The organism is Streptomyces sp. NBC_00203 (genome assembly GCF_045206325.1).
Taxonomy (GTDB): Bacteria; Actinomycetota; Actinomycetes; order Streptomycetales; family Streptomycetaceae; genus Streptomyces; species Streptomyces lutosisoli.
Genome location: NZ_CP108126.1, coordinates 5270683 through 5288145, shown reverse-complemented (window position 1 = coordinate 5288145; position 17463 = coordinate 5270683). Strand labels below are relative to the sequence as shown.

At 68.4% G+C, this 17463-nt stretch carries 18 protein-coding genes; 9 read left to right on the top strand and 9 right to left on the bottom strand.

Going from position 1 to position 17463, the window contains the following annotated elements; genetic code table 11:
• Nucleotides 1–110 precede the first annotated feature (110 nt).
• Nucleotides 111–1457: an MATE family efflux transporter gene (locus OG975_RS23740; RefSeq protein WP_406331359.1), complete on the bottom strand. Its 1347-nt coding sequence runs from the start codon at nt 1455–1457 to the stop codon at nt 111–113.
• 450 nt (nt 1458–1907) lie between these two features.
• Between OG975_RS23740 and dnaB the strand changes: the two genes are divergently transcribed.
• Both dnaB and OG975_RS23730 read left to right on the top strand, forming a co-directional pair.
• On the top strand, nt 1908–3383 hold the full coding sequence (gene dnaB / locus OG975_RS23735) for a replicative DNA helicase (protein ID WP_330305789.1): 1476 nt from the start codon (nt 1908–1910) through the stop codon (nt 3381–3383).
• A gap of 76 nt (nt 3384–3459) precedes the next feature.
• Nucleotides 3460–4845 carry a serine hydrolase domain-containing protein gene (locus tag OG975_RS23730; protein ID WP_406331358.1) on the top strand — a complete coding sequence of 462 codons (1386 nt, stop codon included), beginning with the start codon at nt 3460–3462 and terminating at the stop codon, nt 4843–4845.
• Between the two features lie 85 nt (nt 4846–4930).
• Here the strand turns inward: OG975_RS23730 and OG975_RS23725 are convergent, their stop codons facing one another.
• Together OG975_RS23725 and OG975_RS23720 are read right to left on the bottom strand one after the other, a co-directional pair.
• The gene (locus OG975_RS23725; protein ID WP_406331357.1) at nt 4931–5383 is read right to left on the bottom strand and encodes a GNAT family N-acetyltransferase; all 453 of its coding nucleotides are present in this window, start codon (nt 5381–5383) and stop codon (nt 4931–4933) included.
• A gap of 39 nt (nt 5384–5422) precedes the next feature.
• Nucleotides 5423–5881, bottom strand: coding sequence for a MarR family winged helix-turn-helix transcriptional regulator (locus OG975_RS23720; RefSeq protein ID WP_406331356.1), 459 nt, complete (start codon nt 5879–5881; stop codon nt 5423–5425).
• 144 nt (nt 5882–6025) lie between these two features.
• On the opposite strand from OG975_RS23720, the gene OG975_RS23715 reads away from it, so the two are divergent.
• Both OG975_RS23715 and OG975_RS23710 read left to right on the top strand, forming a co-directional pair.
• Nucleotides 6026–7234 (top strand): MFS transporter, encoded by a 1209-nt coding sequence (locus OG975_RS23715; RefSeq protein WP_406331355.1) that lies wholly within the window; start codon nt 6026–6028, stop codon nt 7232–7234.
• Between the two features lie 122 nt (nt 7235–7356).
• A complete protein-coding gene (locus tag OG975_RS23710; protein ID WP_406331354.1) occupies nt 7357–7776 on the top strand; it encodes a heme-binding protein in 420 nt (139 codons plus the stop codon).
• A gap of 130 nt (nt 7777–7906) precedes the next feature.
• Here the strand turns inward: OG975_RS23710 and OG975_RS23705 are convergent, their stop codons facing one another.
• Complete coding sequence (locus OG975_RS23705) at nt 7907–8773, bottom strand: GNAT family N-acetyltransferase (protein WP_406331353.1); 867 nt, start codon at nt 8771–8773, stop codon at nt 7907–7909.
• A 208-nt stretch (nt 8774–8981) separates the two neighbouring features.
• On the opposite strand from OG975_RS23705, the gene OG975_RS23700 reads away from it, so the two are divergent.
• Together OG975_RS23700 and OG975_RS23695 are read left to right on the top strand one after the other, a co-directional pair.
• Nucleotides 8982–9614 carry an HAD family hydrolase gene (locus OG975_RS23700; RefSeq protein WP_406331352.1) on the top strand — a complete coding sequence of 211 codons (633 nt, stop codon included), beginning with the start codon at nt 8982–8984 and terminating at the stop codon, nt 9612–9614.
• Between the two features lie 399 nt (nt 9615–10013).
• Nucleotides 10014–11636 (top strand): globin domain-containing protein, encoded by a 1623-nt coding sequence (locus tag OG975_RS23695; RefSeq protein WP_406331351.1) that lies wholly within the window; start codon nt 10014–10016, stop codon nt 11634–11636.
• Nucleotides 11637–11670: 34 nt separating this feature from the next.
• Here the strand turns inward: OG975_RS23695 and OG975_RS23690 are convergent, their stop codons facing one another.
• From OG975_RS23690 to OG975_RS23670, 5 genes are all read right to left on the bottom strand, one after another.
• Nucleotides 11671–12153 (bottom strand): NUDIX hydrolase, encoded by a 483-nt coding sequence (locus OG975_RS23690; RefSeq protein WP_327430051.1) that lies wholly within the window; start codon nt 12151–12153, stop codon nt 11671–11673.
• 67 nt (nt 12154–12220) lie between these two features.
• Complete coding sequence (locus OG975_RS23685) at nt 12221–13126, bottom strand: LysR family transcriptional regulator (protein WP_406331350.1); 906 nt, start codon at nt 13124–13126, stop codon at nt 12221–12223.
• Nucleotides 13127–13375: 249 nt separating this feature from the next.
• Nucleotides 13376–14548, bottom strand: coding sequence for a cystathionine gamma-lyase (locus OG975_RS23680; protein ID WP_406331348.1), 1173 nt, complete (start codon nt 14546–14548; stop codon nt 13376–13378).
• Complete coding sequence (locus tag OG975_RS23675) at nt 14545–15036, bottom strand: low molecular weight protein-tyrosine-phosphatase (protein WP_406331347.1); 492 nt, start codon at nt 15034–15036, stop codon at nt 14545–14547. Before OG975_RS23675 ends, OG975_RS23680 begins: the two co-directional genes overlap by 4 nt.
• A gap of 7 nt (nt 15037–15043) precedes the next feature.
• Nucleotides 15044–15424 carry a phage holin family protein gene (locus OG975_RS23670; RefSeq protein WP_327430047.1) on the bottom strand — a complete coding sequence of 127 codons (381 nt, stop codon included), beginning with the start codon at nt 15422–15424 and terminating at the stop codon, nt 15044–15046.
• An 81-nt stretch (nt 15425–15505) separates the two neighbouring features.
• On the opposite strand from OG975_RS23670, the gene OG975_RS23665 reads away from it, so the two are divergent.
• The 3 genes from OG975_RS23665 to OG975_RS23655 all read left to right on the top strand — a co-directional run bounded on the left by OG975_RS23665 (nt 15506) and on the right by OG975_RS23655 (nt 17369).
• Nucleotides 15506–15823 carry a cupin domain-containing protein gene (locus OG975_RS23665; protein ID WP_327430046.1) on the top strand — a complete coding sequence of 106 codons (318 nt, stop codon included), beginning with the start codon at nt 15506–15508 and terminating at the stop codon, nt 15821–15823.
• Between the two features lie 176 nt (nt 15824–15999).
• Nucleotides 16000–16212: a DUF5326 family protein gene (locus tag OG975_RS23660; protein WP_189187169.1), complete on the top strand. Its 213-nt coding sequence runs from the start codon at nt 16000–16002 to the stop codon at nt 16210–16212.
• Nucleotides 16213–16643: 431 nt separating this feature from the next.
• Nucleotides 16644–17369: an IclR family transcriptional regulator gene (locus OG975_RS23655; RefSeq protein ID WP_406336429.1), complete on the top strand. Its 726-nt coding sequence runs from the start codon at nt 16644–16646 to the stop codon at nt 17367–17369.
• Nucleotides 17370–17463: the final 94 nt, after the last annotated feature.

Genomic DNA, 17463 nt, shown 5'->3' with positions numbered 1-17463 from the left:
TTCCCGCGGATGCCGGTGCTCGGGGGGCGGAGGCGACAGCGGTGCTTCGTTTCACGTGAAACCCTGGTGCCTGGTGCCTGGTCTTGCGTCTCCCGTTTCACGTGAAACGGTCAGCGCGTCGCGCCTGTGACGATCCAGCGCCCCGAGCGAGAACGCAGCCACAGGGTCAGCATCCGCATCGCCATCATCAGCGTCATTGCTCCCCAGAGTGCGGTGAGCCCGCCGCCGAGTGTGGGGACGAGCAGCGCGACGGGAGCGAAGACCGCCAGGGTGAGCAGCATGGCCCACGCCAGGTAGGGGCCGTCCCCCGCGCCCATCAGGACTCCGTCCAGCACGAAGACGATGCCGCAGATCGGCTGGGATACGGCCACCATCAGCAGGGCGGGCAGCGCAGCGTCTTGCACGGTCGAATCACTGCTGAACAGCGGAAGGAAGAGGGGGCGAGCGGCCATGACCAGAAAACCGAGTACGACCCCGGTGGCGATGCCCCACTGCACCATGCGGCGGCAGGCCTCGCGGGCGCCTTGGGCGTCGCCCGCACCGAGATAGCGCCCGATGATGGCCTGTCCTGCTATGGCGATCGCGTCGAGCGCGAAGGCGAGCAGGCTCCACAGCGACAGGATGATCTGGTGCGCGGCCATCTCGGCGTCCCCGAGCCGGGCGGCGACCGCCGTGGCGATCATGAGAATCGCTCGCAGCGACAGGGTGCGTACGAGCAGGGGCGCACCGGCCTGGGCGCAGGCCCGTATCCCGGTGGCATCCGGCCGCAATGAGGCACTGTGCCTCCGGGCTCCGCGGATGACGACGTACAGATAGACGGCGGCCATGCCGAACTGGGCGATGACGGTGCCCCAGGCGGATCCTGCGATGCCCAGACCCGCACCGTAGACGAGGCCTACGTTGAGCGCGGCGTTGGCGACGAAGCCCCCGACGGCGACATACAGCGGGGTCTTTGTGTCCTGCAGTCCGCGCAGGACACCGGTGGCGGCGAGCACGACGAGCATGGCCGGGATGCCGAGCGCCGAGATCCGCAGATAGGTGGTCGCATACGGTGCGGCGGTGTCAGAGGCGCCGAAGAGTTCCATCAGGGCAGGTGCCGTAGGCAGAAGGACGCCTATGACGGCCGCGCCGATCAGCAGGGCGAGCCAGATGCCGTCCATGCCCTGACGGATCGCGGCCCGCAGATCACCCGCGCCGACACGGCGGGCGACGGCGGCCGTGGTGGCGTAGGCGAGGAAGACGAAGACACCGACGGCCGTCATGAGGAGGGCCGAGGCGACGCCCAGGCCCGCCAGTTGTGCGGTGCCGAGATGGCCGACGATGGCGCTGTCGGCCATGACGAAGAGAGGCTCGGCGACGAGTGCGCCGAAGGCCGGAACGGCCAGCGCGACGATCTCTCGGTCGTGCCGGCGACGGGCGGTCCTTGACGCCGCGGGAGCCTGTGTCATGAGCACCAATCTAATCTTCCACAGGTAAGAGATGCAATGCCAAAAGACCCCTTACTTACTGTCTCATGGGCTGCGTCGTGGTGCACCGTTTGACGCGATCTTGGTCCGACCGGGAAAGTTTTTCTTCTGCACAGCCGGTGGACGGGAAAGGTGCAGGTCAGAGCGGGTTGATCGAAGGGGCTGAGGGCTTGTTCACAAGGCTGTCCACCGGGTCGTGCACAGGTTTTGTGGGGTTCTCCACAGCATCCGGGCCGTCGTCCACATGGCCTGTGGATAACCAGATTGGCTGACGGTGCCCGCGGGCCTACCGTGGTGCGGCGCCCGCTCTCTCCTCCGTCCTCGGAAACCTGGCAAAACCGACGCGTCAGAACCGGAGTTGGGCAACTCAGTTGTCAGTGCCGTGCCGTAGAAATGAAGGGCACGGTTAGGTCCGCTCGGCGGACGGGAGGAGGTGGCTCGGTGAGTATTTCCGAGCCCTTGGACGACCCCTGGGCCGACAGCGGTCCCAGTGATCGTCTGCCCGCTTCCCGCCAGCGCGGCAACGGCGGCCGCGGCCGTGACGAGCAGCACGACCGCGACCGGGACAGCGGCTCGTGGGAGGGCGGAGGTTCGTCCTTCGAGCGTGTGCCGCCCCAGGACCTGGACGCCGAGCAGTCCGTCCTCGGCGGCATGCTTCTGTCCAAGGACGCCATCGCCGATGTTGTCGAGGTCCTCAAGGGCCACGACTTCTACCGGCCGGCGCACGAGACCATCTACGGCGCGATCCTCGACCTGTATGCGAAGGGCGAGCCGGCCGACCCCATCACGGTCGCCGCCGAGCTCACCAAACGCGGTGAGATCACCAAGGTCGGCGGCGCACCGTATCTCCACACCCTGGTGCAGACGGTCCCGACCGCGGCGAACGCCGAGTACTACGCGGAGATCGTGCACGAGCGGGCGGTCCTGCGCCGCCTGGTCGAGGCGGGTACGCGCATCACACAGATGGGATACGCGGCCGACGGCGACGTCGACGAGATCGTCAACAGCGCCCAGGCCGAGATCTACGCGGTCACCGAGCAGCGCACCACCGAGGACTATCTGCCGCTCGGCGACATCATGGAGGGCGCGCTCGACGAGATCGAGGCGATCGGTTCGCGGTCGGGGGAGATGACCGGTGTGCCAACCGGCTTCACCGACCTCGACTCGCTCACCAACGGCTTGCACCCGGGCCAGATGATCATCATCGCGGCACGCCCCGCCATGGGTAAGTCGACGCTGGCCCTGGACTTCGCCCGGGCCTGCTCGATCAAGCACAACATGCCCAGCGTGATCTTCTCGCTCGAAATGGGCCGCAACGAGATCGCGATGCGACTGCTGTCGGCCGAAGCGCGCGTGGCCCTGCACCACATGCGGTCCGGCACGATGACCGACGAGGACTGGACCCGGCTCGCGCGCCGCATGCCCGACGTCTCGGCCGCCCCGCTCTACATCGACGACTCCCCGAACCTGTCGATGATGGAGATCCGCGCCAAGTGCCGCCGCCTCAAGCAGCGCGCCGACCTGAAGCTCGTCGTCATCGACTATCTCCAGCTGATGCAGTCGGGCGGCAAGCGCTCCGAGAGCCGCCAGCAGGAAGTCTCCGACATGTCGCGAAACCTGAAGCTGCTGGCCAAGGAGCTGGAGCTGCCGGTGATCGCGCTGTCGCAGCTCAACCGTGGTCCCGAGCAGCGCACGGACAAGAAGCCCATGGTCTCCGACCTGCGTGAATCCGGATCGATCGAGCAGGACGCGGACATGGTGATCCTGCTGCACCGCGAGGACGCGTACGAGAAGGAGTCACCGCGCGCGGGCGAGGCGGACATCATCGTCGGCAAGCACCGTAACGGCCCGACGGCCACGATCACGGTGGCCTTCCAGGGCCACTACTCGCGCTTCGTGGACATGGCGCAGACCTGATGCCACACCCCTCGGAGTATCGCGGCGCCGGAGAAATGCACTCGACGTCCGGTGACCGGCCGGGTGGACTGTGGGCATGACGACACCTCACGAAGATCTGCTTCCCGCCACACGTCGGGCCCTGCTGCACCGTATCGCCGTTGCACAGGCCGAAGGGCGGGCACCATCGCTGGTCGCGGCGGTCGTCCGGGGCGGGGAGACGGTGTGGAACGGGGCACGGACCTCGGTGGACGGGCACGGCCCCGACGAGAACGTGCAATATCGGATCGGCTCGATCACCAAGACCTTCACGGCCGTACTCGTACTGAGGTTGCGTGACGAGGGCGTTCTGGACCTCGGCGACCCGCTGGAGAAGCATCTGCCGGGCACCGGCGCGGGGGAGGTCACCATCGCCGAACTGCTCGCGCACACAGGTGGGTTGGCCGCCGAGTCGCCCGCGCCCTGGTGGGAGCGTACGCCTGGCTCGCTGCGCCCTGAGCTGGCCGACGTGCTGGGCGAGCAGCCCTTCCGGCATCCGACCGGGCGCCGGCACCACTACTCGAACCCCGGCTACGCGCTGTTGGGCGCCTTGGTCGAGGAGTTGCGGGGCGCTCCTTGGGAGGAGGTGCTGCGGCGCGAGGTACTCGAACCGCTGGGCCTGCACCGTACGAGCGGTCGACCGCAGGCACCGCACGCCGGCGGCTGGGCGGTCCACCCCTGGGCTGACGTGATGATGCCCGAGCCCGCGCAGGACCTCGGCCGCATGGCTTCAGCCGGACAACTGTGGTCCACCACCGGGGATTTGGCGCGCTTCGCCGTCTTCCTTGCCCGGGGCGACGACCGGGTGCTGAGCGCGGCATCCGTACGGGAGATGCGTACGCCCTCCGCGCCGCCCGAGACCGCGGAGCTGGCCGCAGGCTCCGGGTACGGCCTGGGCCTGCAGTTCGTGCACCGCGACGGCCGGACACTCGTCGGGCACTCCGGGTCCCTGCCGGGCTTCATCGCCGGCCTGATGATCGATGCAGAGGAAGACGTGGCGGCGGTCGTGTTGTCCAACTGCACCTCAGGCCCGTCCGCGTTGACCGTCGCCGTCGATCTCGTACGGATCGTCGCGCAGGCCGAACCGAGGATTCCTGAGCCCTGGCGACCGATCTCCGAAGTGGACAGTGCCGTGCTGGAGTTGGTGGGGCAGTGGTACTGGGGGACCTACGCTTTCGGGTTGCGGTTGTCGGCTGACGGAGAGGTCGGCTTTGAGCCGCTGTCCGGTGTCGGTCGGGGCGCCCGCTTCAGGGCGAACGCCGACGGGACCTGGACGGGGCTCGACGGCTACTACGCGGGGGAGCTGCTGCGGGCCGTACGACGCCCGGACGGCTCGGTGAGCCATCTGGACCTCGGGTCGTTCGTCTTCACGCGTCAGCCGTACGAGGAGGGGGCTCCTGTGCCCGGTGGGGTGGATCCCGAGGGCTGGCGAGGGATCAAGTAGGCGGTGCCATGGAGAGGCGGCCTGTTTCACGTGAAACAGGCCGCCTCTCCGCGTGCGGGCGCTTGCCAGACGTAGGTAATACGCCTCAGAGCGGCAGTTTGAAGCCCACATGGGAGGCCGTGAAGCCGAGCCGCTCGTAGAAGCGGTGGGCATCGGGGCGAGTGACGTCGGAGGTCAGCTGGACCAGCTGGCAGTTCTGGCGCCGGGATTCGTCGATCGCCCATTCGATGAGCTGGGTGCCGAGGCCGCTGCCGCGCTCGTCGGCGTGGACGCGTACACCTTCGACGATGGCGCGAGTCGCTCCCTTGCGGGACAGTCCGGGAATCACCGTGAGCTGAAGGGTGCCGACGACCCGGCTCTCGCGTACGGCGACGACCAGGTGCTGGTTCGGGTCGCTGCACAGGCGCTCCAGGGCGCCCAGATAGGGGGTCAGGTCGTCCGGGGACTCGCGTTGGGCTCCCAGTGGGTCGTCCGCGAGCATCGCGACGATGGCGGGCACGTCGGCGGCGACAGCCGCTCGTATTTCAAGATCTCCCATGACCGCACCCTATGAGGACATATTCGGGGAGCGCTCGGTTCAGGCGGGCACGCTCGCCGACTCCACGACTCGGACCAGGGGGGCCAGCTCCGGGTTCTTGGCCGCTGTGTCGAGCGCCTCGCGCAGGGCGGCGTCGTTGGTGGGGCGCGCCTCTTCGAGCAGCTTGAGGCCCGTCTCGCTGACGTTCGTGTAGATGCCGCGACGGTCGGTCGGGCACAGATAGCGGGAGAGCAGCCCGCGGTCCTCGAGCCGGGTGACGAGCCGTGTGGTCGCGCTCTGACTGAGGACGACCGCGTCCGCGACTTGCTTCATCTGCAGATGGCCGCCTGTGCCGTCGTGCTGCCGGCTGAGCACATCGAGCAGGGAGTACTCCCGCACGCTCAGGCCGTGATGGGTCTGTAGGGCCCGCTCGATGTGGGCCTCGATCCTCCCGTGCAGCAGGGAGAGAGCACACCAGCCCTGAGCGAGGGCGGTGAGCGCGGGGTCCGTGGCTGTCATGGCGTTTTCCTCCGTCCCGGAGCGGCTGAAACCCAGGATAGAGCACGAGCGCAATAGTCCGCTGTTGCATGTAGCCCGCGTCTGCAACTATTGTGAACGCACGTAAAGCGCTCCTGCAATCTTCTGGGAAGGTGTTACCCCACCATGCCTCTCGCGCTTCTGGCCCTCGCGATCGGGGCCTTCGGAATTGGAACCACCGAGTTCGTGATCATGGGTGTGCTGCCCGAGGTCGCCGGTGACTTCGGTGTCTCCATCCCCACCGCCGGACTGCTGGTGACCGGCTATGCCCTCGGCGTGGTGATCGGAGCCCCGATCATGACCGCGCTCGGTACGAAGATGTCCCGCAAGCGGATGCTGATGCTGCTCATGGGGCTGTTCGTGCTCGGCAATCTGCTCTCCGCCGTCGCCCCGGTCTTCGGGCTGATGCTGGCGGGCCGCGTGGTCGCCTCGCTCGCCCACGGCGCCTTCTTCGGCATCGGCTCCGTGGTCGCCGCCGAGCTGGTCGCGCCCGAGAAGAAGGCCGGCGCGATCGCGATGATGTTCAGCGGGCTCACCATCGCCAATGTCGTCGGCGTTCCCCTGGGGACGCTGATCGGGCAGTCCGTGGGCTGGCGTGTCACCTTCGCCGGTGTCGCAGCGCTCGGCGTGATCGGGCTGCTGGGCATCGCCAAGCTGGTCCCCGAAATGCCGAAGCCCGAAGGCGTGCGGCTGCGTCACGAACTGGCCGCCTTCAAGAACGTCCAGGTGCTGCTGGCCATGGCGATGACCGTGCTCGGCTTCGGCGGAGTCTTCGCGGCCATCACCTACATCGCTCCGATGATGACCCATGTCGCGGGCTTCGCCGACGGCTCCGTCACTTGGCTGCTGGTCCTCTTCGGCCTCGGCATGGTCGGCGGGAACCTCATCGGCGGCAAGTTCGCCGACCGCGCACTGATGCCGATGCTGTACGTCTCCCTGGGCGGCCTCGCGGTCGTGCTGGCCCTGTTCACCGTCACCGCGCACAACAAGATCCTCGCGGCTGTCACCATCGCCCTGATCGGCGCTCTGGGCTTCGCAACCGTGCCGCCGCTGCAGAAGCGCGTCCTCGACCAGGCGCACGGCGCCCCCACCCTGGCCTCAGCCGTGAACATCGGCGCCTTCAACCTCGGCAACGCCCTCTCGGCCTGGATCGGCGGCATCGTCATCGCCGCGGGTATGGGCTACACCGCCCCCAACTGGGTCGGTGCGGTCCTCGCAGCGAGCGCGCTCGTCCTCGCCGTCCTCTCGGCCGCCCTGGAACGCCGCACGGACGCCCCGAGCGCCGTCGTCGCCGGCGGCGCGCCTGCCGAACAGCGAACCGCCGTCCACCACTGACCGGCGTCGAGCCAGGTGTGAGGCCAGGGCCGTCCCCGCACCGACTCGACCCAGCATCACCTGCGCTCGATCCAACACCACCCGCACTCGACTCAGCACGCCCCCACAAGGAGACACCCCTCATGAGCACCACCGCCGTCGTCCCGCTGACCATCGAGGACGCCGAAGTCCTCGTCACCGCGGCCCGCCGCGCCGCCGAAGCCGCCGGAGTCAGAGTCAGCGTCACCATCCTCGACGCGGGCGGTCATCTGCTCGCTTTCCGGCGCGACGACCAGGCCGTGCTGACCTCAGGTGAGACGAGCACGCGCAAGGCCTACACCGCGCTGCAGCTGGACTCCGCCACCGCCGACCTCGTCGACGCGGTCCAGCCCGGCGGCCTCTTCCACACCCTGCCCACCGCGCTCGACCGGCCCCTGCTGTTCATCGCGGGCGGCGTACCGGTCCACCGCGACGGCCGCCTGATCGGCGCGATCGGGGTCGGTGGCGGCATGCCGGATCAGGACCACGGCTTTGCCGTCGCAGCCGTCGAGTCGCTCTCCTGACGTACGTGAGCACAGAAGTCGTACGTGATTAGAGAGGTGTCGGTCCCTCCAGTGTCCTAGGGGGACCGGCACCTCCTCTTGGGTTTCTCGGTGCCGCGCCCCGAAGCCAGTCTGGTCCGAAAGAAGGGCCCTAAGCTGCCGCCACCGTCAGTGGAGCGAAGCGTCGCGTCCAGTCCCCAGGCAGCTCCGAGATCCCGTACGTCATGACCGAGTTGAAGCTGATGGACGCCAGTCCGCGCTCCTTCAGCCACGACAACAAATCTTCGTGCCGTACGTCGATGTCGGTGCGCAGAGGGCGATCGGTGTCGGCGGCCAGCGAGGCGATGAGTGCCTTCGCGGTCTCCGTGTCGCGGGCGATCAGTGGACCCACGACATGGTTGTTCATATTGGGCCAGGCGGATGCGTACCCGATGATCCGGCCGTTCTCCTCGGCGACGCGTAGCTGGTCGGAGAAGGCGGGCAGCCGCGTGATCATATGGGTGCGATCGGACCCGAAGATCTCCTCGTCGAGGCGGAGGATGGCGGTGAGGTCCCCGGCCGCGGCCGGGCGCGTGAAGACCTTGGGTTCCGGCCCGCCGGGGACGAAGTGTCCACGGACCATCTCGGCCCGGCCGGTGACCTTGAAACCCAGTTCCTCGTAGAGCGGGCGGCCGTACGCCGTCGCATGCAGGGTCAGCGGGGTGGTGCCCATCTCTGCGACCACATGCCGCATCAGTCGACGGCCGACGCCCTGGCGGGCATGCCTCTCGGCGACGAGCACCATGCCGATCGCACCTAGATCAGGGCGCTCCCGCGGTCCGTACTCGGTCACGACGCAGGCGGTGACGAGGCCGCCTTCGGGGTCATCGATGCCGTAACCGGTTCCCGCCGCGAGGAGAAGACCCCACTTGTGTTCCTCGCGGGGCCAGCCCCGGTCCTCGGACAAGTCGGCGCAGGCGGTGAGATCGCGAGGCGTCAGACGACGGATGGGCAGAGCGGCGAGGGATGGTGTCGACACGCAGGTCAGGCTGTCTGACACCGAGCCCTGACGTCCACTCGTTTGCGGGCACACGTACGCGCTTTTGGCCATGTCGTGCACAACCGCACAGCGCGCGGACAGATGTTTCACGTGAAACGGCGCGATCAACAGCTCGGCTCGCCAGCGAACGGATCAATAGCTGGGCCTGCCGGTGGAGGGACAGCTCACACCGCTAGCCTCGGCCGACATGGCACGACTTCATCTCTTCGATCTCGACGGAACGTTGCTGCACGGGAGCACCGCACCGGTGGAGATCTCGCGGCAGCTTGGACGGGAAGCCGAGACCGTGGCACTCGATCAGGCGATCTCCGAGGGGCGCATAGGCCCTCCGGAGTACGCGACACAGGTGCATGCCCTGTGGACGGAGCTCACCGAGGCGCATGTGACGGCGGCTTTCGAGGGAGCGCCCTGGCTGTCCGGCATCGAGGATGTCTGGGCGGAGATCCGGGGGAACGGTGACTACTGCGCCGTCGTCTCGCTCTCGCCCTCCTTCTTCGTGGAACGGCTGACGGCGTGGGGAGCGCACGCGGCATACGGCTCACGGTTTCCCGCCGTGCCGTTCACCGAGCCGGTCGACCTGGCGGGGATTCTCAGCAGCGCGGCCAAGGTGCAGATCGCGGACCGGCTCTGTGAAGAGTTCGGGGTGGGCCGGGCTGACTGCGTCGCCTATGGCGACTCATTGTCGGACAGGGACCTGTTCGGTGCCGTGCCGGTATCCGTCGCGGTCAATGCGGATCGCCATCTGGCGGGCCTCGCCACCCACTCCTACGTGGGACGGGATCTGTGGGATGCCTATGAATTGGTCCGTCGCGCCCGCTAATTGAGGCAATTGATGCATCGGCCCCCGCCAATTCATGGTGGCGGAAGCGGGGACTTGTGTATGGAGCGGCTGCCGGTATGGTCGAGTCCGGTTCGCGTCCACCGAGATGTACGCACGTCTCGTGGGGGCGCGAACGCAGGCCAATGCAGCCTAACGGGACGGAGAGATCGAAGACCCGCATTTTCCGTTATGCGGCCGGGCGTTGACTCGGGGTGGGATGCTGCGGTGAGGGTACTGCGGCCAATGTCACATTCTCGCCTTACTTGTCCGTACAGAGCGGGAATCCGGGTTCAATGTGGCCGCATTGGCCGACGGGGACTGAACTGGGAAAGAAAGCAAGCCGTCTGCGGGGGAAAGCAGGCATCTTCCGACCACGGAAGTGCGCAGACCGACCGAAAGATGTTCGAGGCGAGGCACACCATGGACGCTCCGACCACCACGTCGGCCGACAACGGCACTTCCGGCGGCAACGGAGGGGGCGGCTGGTTCACGCCGCGCAAGGAGCCGGCGCCGTCCGGCGGGGCACAGGGAGCAGCCGACGGTCGTCGACTGGCCGCGATGCGCCCGGTCGGCAGGCCCGCCGCGGGACAGGGAACACCTGGACAGGGAACGTCGGCGCGGGAAACGCCGGCGCAGGAACGAATATCCTCGGCCGTGCAAGCGCCACCCGCGCCGGATGAGGCAGCACCGACTGAGATGCGCCCCCATCAGCCGTCACAGCCCGAGGCGCGGCTCCCTGAGCCGGAGTCCGCCCACGGCGCCCATGGCGCTCACAACGCCCACGAAGCCGTACGACCGCAGTCGGGCCCCGCGCAGCCCGGACACGGCGCTCCACAGCCTGATCCCGGTCCGGAGCCGCGTGTGCCCGCCCAAAGGCCCGCCCCCGAGGCGGCCCCCGCTCCGAAGGCGTCCCTCGACGCCGTGCTGATCCGCCGGACCATGGCCGAGGTCGGCCCCGTCGCCGACAAGGTCACCTCGTACTTCTACGCGCTGCTCTTTGTGCGTCACCCGGAACTGCGCTCGCTGTTCCCCGCCGCGATGGACACCCAGCGGGACCGGCTGCTCAAGGCGCTGTTGACCGCCGCCGAGCACATCGACAACACCGAGGTCCTCGTCGCGTATCTGCAGAACCTCGGCCGTGGACACCGCAAGTACGGCACCCGGCCCGAGCACTACCCGGCTGTCGGCGAGTGCCTCATCGGTTCGCTCAGCCGGTTCGCCTCGGCGATCTGGGAGCCCGAGATGGAGGCGGCCTGGGTGCGTGCGTACACGACGATCTCCCAGGTCATGATCGACGCGGCGGCCGTGGACGAACTGCGTGCCCCGGCCTGGTGGTACGCCGAGGTGGTCTCGCACGATCTCAGGACCCCGGACGTCGCCGTCGTCACGGTTCGCCCCGACCAGCCGTACCCCTTCCTCGCCGGGCAGTACACAAGCCTGGAGACGCCGTGGTGGCCGCGGATCTGGCGGCACTACTCGTTCGCCTCGGCGCCCCGCTCCGACGGACTGCTGGCGTTCCATGTGAAGGCGGTTCCGGCGGGCTGGGTGTCCAACGCGCTGGTGCACCGCGCCCGGCCCGGCGACATCATCCGGCTCGGCCCGCCGGCCGGCTCGATGACCGTGGACCACGCCACCGACAGCGGACTGCTCTGCCTGGGCGGAGGCACCGGCATAGCGCCCATCAAGGCCCTGGTCGAGGATGTCGCCGAGCACGGAGAGCGCCGCCCGGTCGAGGTCTTCTACGGTGCCCGCACCGATCACGACCTGTACGACATCGACACGATGCTGCGCCTCCAGCAGAGCCACCCCTGGCTCGCGGTGCGCCCGGTCGTCGACCAGCAGGCTCATCTCCAGCTGCCGGACGTCGTACGCGAGTACGGGCCGTGGAACGAGTACGACGCGTATCTCTCGGGTCCCCCCGGAATGATCCGCAGCGGTGTGGACGCGCTGCGGGACATTGGTATCCCGTCGGATCGCATACGCCACGACTCCGTGGAGGAACTCGTCGCGGCCGGGGACTGACCAAGGCCCCGTAGGGCCCTCCCCGCGCCGTACGTCAGCCCAGGTCAGGCGCGTGCATCGCCCGCACGCCCTCGATGTTCCCGTCGAGGTAGTGCCGCAGGGACAGCGGTACGAGGTGGACGGAGGCGATCCCGACGCGGGTGAAGGGCACACGGACGATTTCGTACTCGCCGCACGGCTCGTCGATCTCGGGGCCGTGGCGCTGGGCCGGATCCATGGACTCCAGACGGCAGACGAAGAAGTGCTGCACCTTCACGCCGGTCGCGCCGCCGTCGTCGCCGATGTGCTCGACGGTGTCGACGAAGCAGGGCACCACATCGGTGATCTTGGCGCCGAGCTCTTCATGCACCTCACGGTGGAGCGCGTCGACGACAGTCGTGTCCTCCGGTTCGACCCCGCCACCCGGTGTGAGCCAGTAGGGATCGACGCCGGGCTTGGTGCGTTTGATGAGAATCAGATCGTCGCCATCGAGCAGGATGGCGCGGGCGGTGCGCTTGACCACGGGTCGGACGGTCATGGGAGAAATGTGGCCCGGCTGGTTCCACGTGAAACATCGTGGAGCCCTGAGACCTTCAGGAGGGCCCTCAGGTCCAGTCGACCGCCGCCCTCAGCAGCCACTCATGCGCCCGCGCGATGTGCGGCATCGCCAGCGTTCCGGTGCGGACCACCAGAAAGTACGTACGCAACGGAGGCACCGCCGGGTCGAGGAGTGCCACGACGTCGCCGCGCTCCAGTGCGGCGGCGCAGAGATACCGGGGCAGTACGGCGATGCCGGCGCCCGCGGTGGCGCAGGCGAGGACCGCGCGCAGATCGGGGACGACGACGGTGCCCGCGGCGGCCGGGCGGGAGTCGAAGACCGAGGCCCAGTAGCGGGCGACGAGCGGCAGCGACTCGTGCACCTCGACGACGGGGAAGTTCTCCAGGGCGTAGGCGCCCTTGCGGCGCAGCTTGCCGGGGCCGACGCAGGCGGCCCAGCGCGGGGCGGCGACCAGGACGTGCTCCTCGTCGCAGAGCGGAGTCGCGGTGAGCAGCGCACCGCGCGGACGGGCCGTCGTAATGGCCAGATCATGATGTCCGGCAGCGAGCCCCTCCAGCGTCTCCTCGGCGTTCCCGAAGGAGGCGCGCAGCGCGAAGCCCTGGCCGTCATCGCCCGTCAGCTCTGTGAGCGCGGGCAGCGCCCTTTCCGCGGTGAACTCCGGCGGCCCGGCGAGATGCAGGGTGCGTAATGAGGAGTCCTCGTCGAGGCCGGTCTCGGCGATCTCCACCAGGGCGTCGAGATGCGGTGCGGCCTTGTGGGCGAGTTCGTCGCCGATGGTCGTCGGAGTCACCCCGCGGGCCTGGCGCAGAAACAGGGGCCGCCCCAACTGCCGCTCCAGTGTGCGGATCTGCGAGGTGACGGCCGGCTGCGAGAGTCCGAGCAGCGCGGCGGCGCGGGTGAAGGAACCGGCCCGGTGCACAGTCACAAATGTGCGCAGCAAGGCCAAATCCATGGTGCCCCTCCCCTCCCAGCACCCCCGCGCGAGTCCTAACTATAAATAAGTCGATAGGTCTCTGTCGCTACTGTGATTGGACACTGACACAGAGTCAACTAGCCTTGTTCGCGCGGTTCTTCGCGCGCAGAACCGGGACGGTCCGAGCCACGAGGGGGGAGGCTCGGACCGTCCGTTGTACGTAGCGAGGTACTAAACCCGCGGCCCGGAGGTGCGCAGCAGCGTACTCACCGGTCGCTCAGGAAGGGTTCACTCCGCGGATTCTCCGAGTGCCCGCAGAACGTCCGCCACCAGGTCCTCGGGATCCTCGGCGCCGGCCGAGAAGCGGATGAAGCCTTCCGGCACCGCGTCCCCGCCCCACCGGCCGCGCCGCTCGGCCGTGGACCGCACGCCGCCGAAGCTCGTCGCTTCGTCCACCAGCCGCAGCGCGTCGAGGAAACGATCGGCACGCGCGCGCGTGGGCAGCGTGAAGGACACCACGCACCCGAAGCGCCGCATCTGCTGCGAAGCGATCTTGTGCGAGGGGTCGTCGGGCAGCCCCGGGTAGCGCAGCCCGGTCACCTCAGGCCGCTCCCGCAGCGCCTCGGCGATCGCCAGGGCATTGGAGGTCTGCCGGTCGGCGCGCAGCTGGAGTGTGGCCAGCGAGCGGTGCGCGAGCCAGGCCTCCATGGGGCCGGGGATCGCGCCGACGATCTTCCGCCAGCGCCGTACGGGAGCCATCAGAGCGGCGTCGCGGACGGTGACGTATCCCAGGAGAAGGTCGCCGTGCCCGGTGAGCATCTTGGTGCCGCTGGCCACGGAGAAGTCGGCGCCCAGCTCCAGCGGACGCTGCCCGAGCGGGGTCGCCAGGGTGTTGTCGACGGCGACGAGGGTGCCCTGCGCGTGAGCCGCCGCGACGAGCCGTCGTACGTCGCACACGTCGAGGCCCGGGTTCGACGGCGTCTCGATCCACAGCAGCTTCGCGCCGTCGAGGATCTCCAGCTGGGCGTCGCCGCCGGTCGGGGCGGTGCGCACTTCGATGCCGTACGCGGTCAGTTGTTCGCGCACCAGCGGCAGTACCTGATAGCCGTCGTCGGGCAGGACCACGACGTCGCCGGCGCGCAGCTGGGAGAAGAGCACCGCCGAGATGGCGGCCATGCCGGAAGGGAAGGCGAGCGTTTCGACGCCGTCCTGTCCGGGGGCCTCCAACTCGCCGATGGCGCGCTCCAGGAGCGTCCACGTCGGGTTCTCGTCACGGCCGTAGGTGTACGGGCCGGTGGGCTCGCCGGGCAGGTGGTAGTGCGCAGCGAAGGCCGGGCCCGGGAGCGTCGGCTCGTACTTGACGGGTTCGGGCAGGCCGGCCCGCACCGCGCGCGTGCCGTCGCCCTGCCCTGCCGCGCGCGTGCCGTCACCGCTGGCCGTGACGGAATCTCCTGACGTCATGCCGCCTGTCCCTCCACTCGCTCCTGTACCGCGGCGAGCAGTCCGGGGCTCGCCGCTTCCACCATCTCAAGACACTCCGCGAAGCCATCTATATGTCCGTAATACGGATCGGGAACGTCCAGATCGTCGCCCGCGGCGGGGTCGTACGACCGCAGCAGCTTGACCTTGTCCGCGTCCTCGGCAGTGGGCGCGAGGCGGCGCAGGGCCTTGAGGTGGCCGGAGTCGAGGGCGATGACGAGGTCGAGGCGGGAGAACCACGAGGCCTGGAACTGCCGGGCCGCGTGGCCGCTCTCGTAGCCGCCCGCCTCCAGCACGGCGACGGTGCGCGAGTCGGCGCCGTCGCCTTCGTGCCAGCCGCCCGTGCCCGCGCTGTCGACCTCGACGAGGCCGTCGAGCCCGGCCTCTTCTATGCGGGCGCGGAAGACGGACTCGGCCATCGGGGAGCGGCAGATGTTGCCGGTGCAGACGAAGCAGACGCGATAGGGCATCGGGCGCTCAGTCCTTGCCGTCGGGCAGCACGACGTTGAGCGCCCAGGACACGATGGAGATGATCAGGCCTCCGACGACGGCGGTCCAGAAGCCCTCGACGTGGAAACTCAGGTCGAGCTTGTCGGCCAGCCATGAGGTGAGCAGCAGCATCAGGGCGTTGACCACAAGGGTGATCAGGCCGAGCGTGAGGATGAAGAGCGGGAACGTCAGCACCTGCACGATCGGCTTGACCAGGAAGTTGACCAGGCCGAAGACCAGCGCGACGAGCAGCAGCGTGCCGATCTTCTTTCCGGTGCTGCCGCCCGTCAGGGTGATCTTGTCGAGTATCCAGACGGCGACGGCCAGGGCCCCCGCGTTGGCGAGCGTCTTGACTACGAAATTCTTCATGTGTCTGATCGTGGCAGAAGAGATCGACTGGCGAGAGAGGCTGTGGACACAGCTTCCGGCGTACGAGAGCGGACGAGGGCGATGAAGGCATTCCGGCTGGACGAACTGGAGGCGGAACGCGCCGCCAACGACGGCGCCTACCTGCAGTTCCTGCGCGAGCGGAACATGTCGGTCGGCCTGTACGCGCTCGACGCGGGCGAACTCGACTCGCAGAAGCCGCACCAGCAGGACGAGGTGTACTTCGTGGTGAGCGGGCGGGCCTCGATCACCGTCGGCCTGGAGACCACCCAGGTGGCGCGCGGCAGCGTCGTCTACGTGCCCGCGGGGGTCGCCCACAAGTTCCATCACATCACCGAGGACCTGAGGGTTCTGGTGGTGTTCTCTCCGCCGGAGAGCTGACCTCCGCCTCAGGGTTCCCTAGGGGAACGGTCAGGGGAGGACAAGGGGTGCGAGACCCCCGCTCGGCCCCCTCTCGGCTCTAGCATCGAGTGCAGGACATCAATGCACGACATCAGAGAACCCGGAATCAAGCCCCTGGACTTGGGGCACCGGGCGGAGAGGTAAGGACGAGGGCGATGCGAGAGATCTTCAACGGTATGCCGTGGTGGGTGAAGTGGGTCGCGGTGCCGGTCATCGCCCTGGTTGTCTTCGGCACGGTGATAGTCAGCGTGCTCAGTGTGGTCATCAGCCTGCTCTTCAAGGCCCTGGTCTTCGTCGCGCTGGTCGGCGGACTGATCTACATCGTGCGGAAGTTCATGTCGAGTTCGTCGTCGCGCAGCGACTGGTGAGGCGCGAGAGGGTGAGCGATCGGTAACGGGTAGGCCGGTAAAGGGAACCCGAGGTTCCCTCGGCCGAGGGAAGTTTTCCGGCGAGGCCGTCTGCGAGCGGTGGCGGGCGGTTACAGTCCGGAATTCGACGCGGGGTCGATCCCCCGCGGGCAGCGCACAGCCCCCTCCCGTGTGCCCCCGCACGGGCGGTCCCCCTCGCGCTTCGGGAGTGCCCCTTGGCCACGGTTGACACCGCACCCGCAGATTCACCCACTCCACCCGTCCAGCGATCGGGTGTGCCGGCGGGGTCATGTGTCCCGCCCGCCCAACCACGAACCACGCCAGGGGAGCTATGCGCTCCGCGCAGCATCCCGGGGGAGACACCCGCTCCGCGCACCCCTTCGGTGGAGGCCGCGCCCCTGGAGCCGCACCCCACGACCCTGATCGGCTCGGTGCAGCGGGCGATGCGCCTTCTGGAGGCCGTCGCTTCGCGCGAGCAGGGCGCGCCCGCCAAGCAGCTCGCCCGGGAGGCCGGGCTCGCTCTGCCGACGGCGTACCACCTGCTGCGCACCCTGGTCCACGAGGGCTATCTGCGCCGCGACAAGGGGCTGTTCTTCCTCGGCGAAGCCGCCGAGCGGCTGAGCAGCAGCGGAGCGCAGCAGAAACGTCGCAGCACGGTGAGCGACGCGCTCGCGCATTGGCGCGATTCGATCGGCGTACCCGTCTACTACGCGATCTACCGCGACGGTGAGATCGAGGTCATGTGCATCGCCGACACCCCGGGAAATCCCGCGGTGGAGGAGTGGGCCGACTTCCGGGAGACCGGGCACGCGCACGCGATCGGCCAGTGCCTGCTGTCCCAGCTGGACGAGAAGGCCCGCCGAGATCACCTCGACCGCTACCCCGTGCAGTCGATCACTCCGTACACGGTGCGTGACAACGACAGTCTGCTGCGGCGCCTGGAGCGGACGGGCCGGATGGAGCCCGTCATCGAGCGCCAGGAGTACGCGCTGGGCACGGTCTGCGCCGCGATCCCCATCACGGCAGGCTCCGCTGCCGGGACTATGGCCATCTCCCTGCCTTCTCACCAGGCCGACCGTCTGCTGCCCGCCGCACGGCAATTGCAGAGTGAAATCGGCAGGCTGCTAGGGACACTCGCCATCTCTATCAGTATCTGAAAACTCACTCCTTGTGATCTGGTGTGCACGTTAAGCAAGATTCCTGCAGTGTCAGGGGGACGATTCCTGGCCAGTCGACGGCAAACGACGGGGT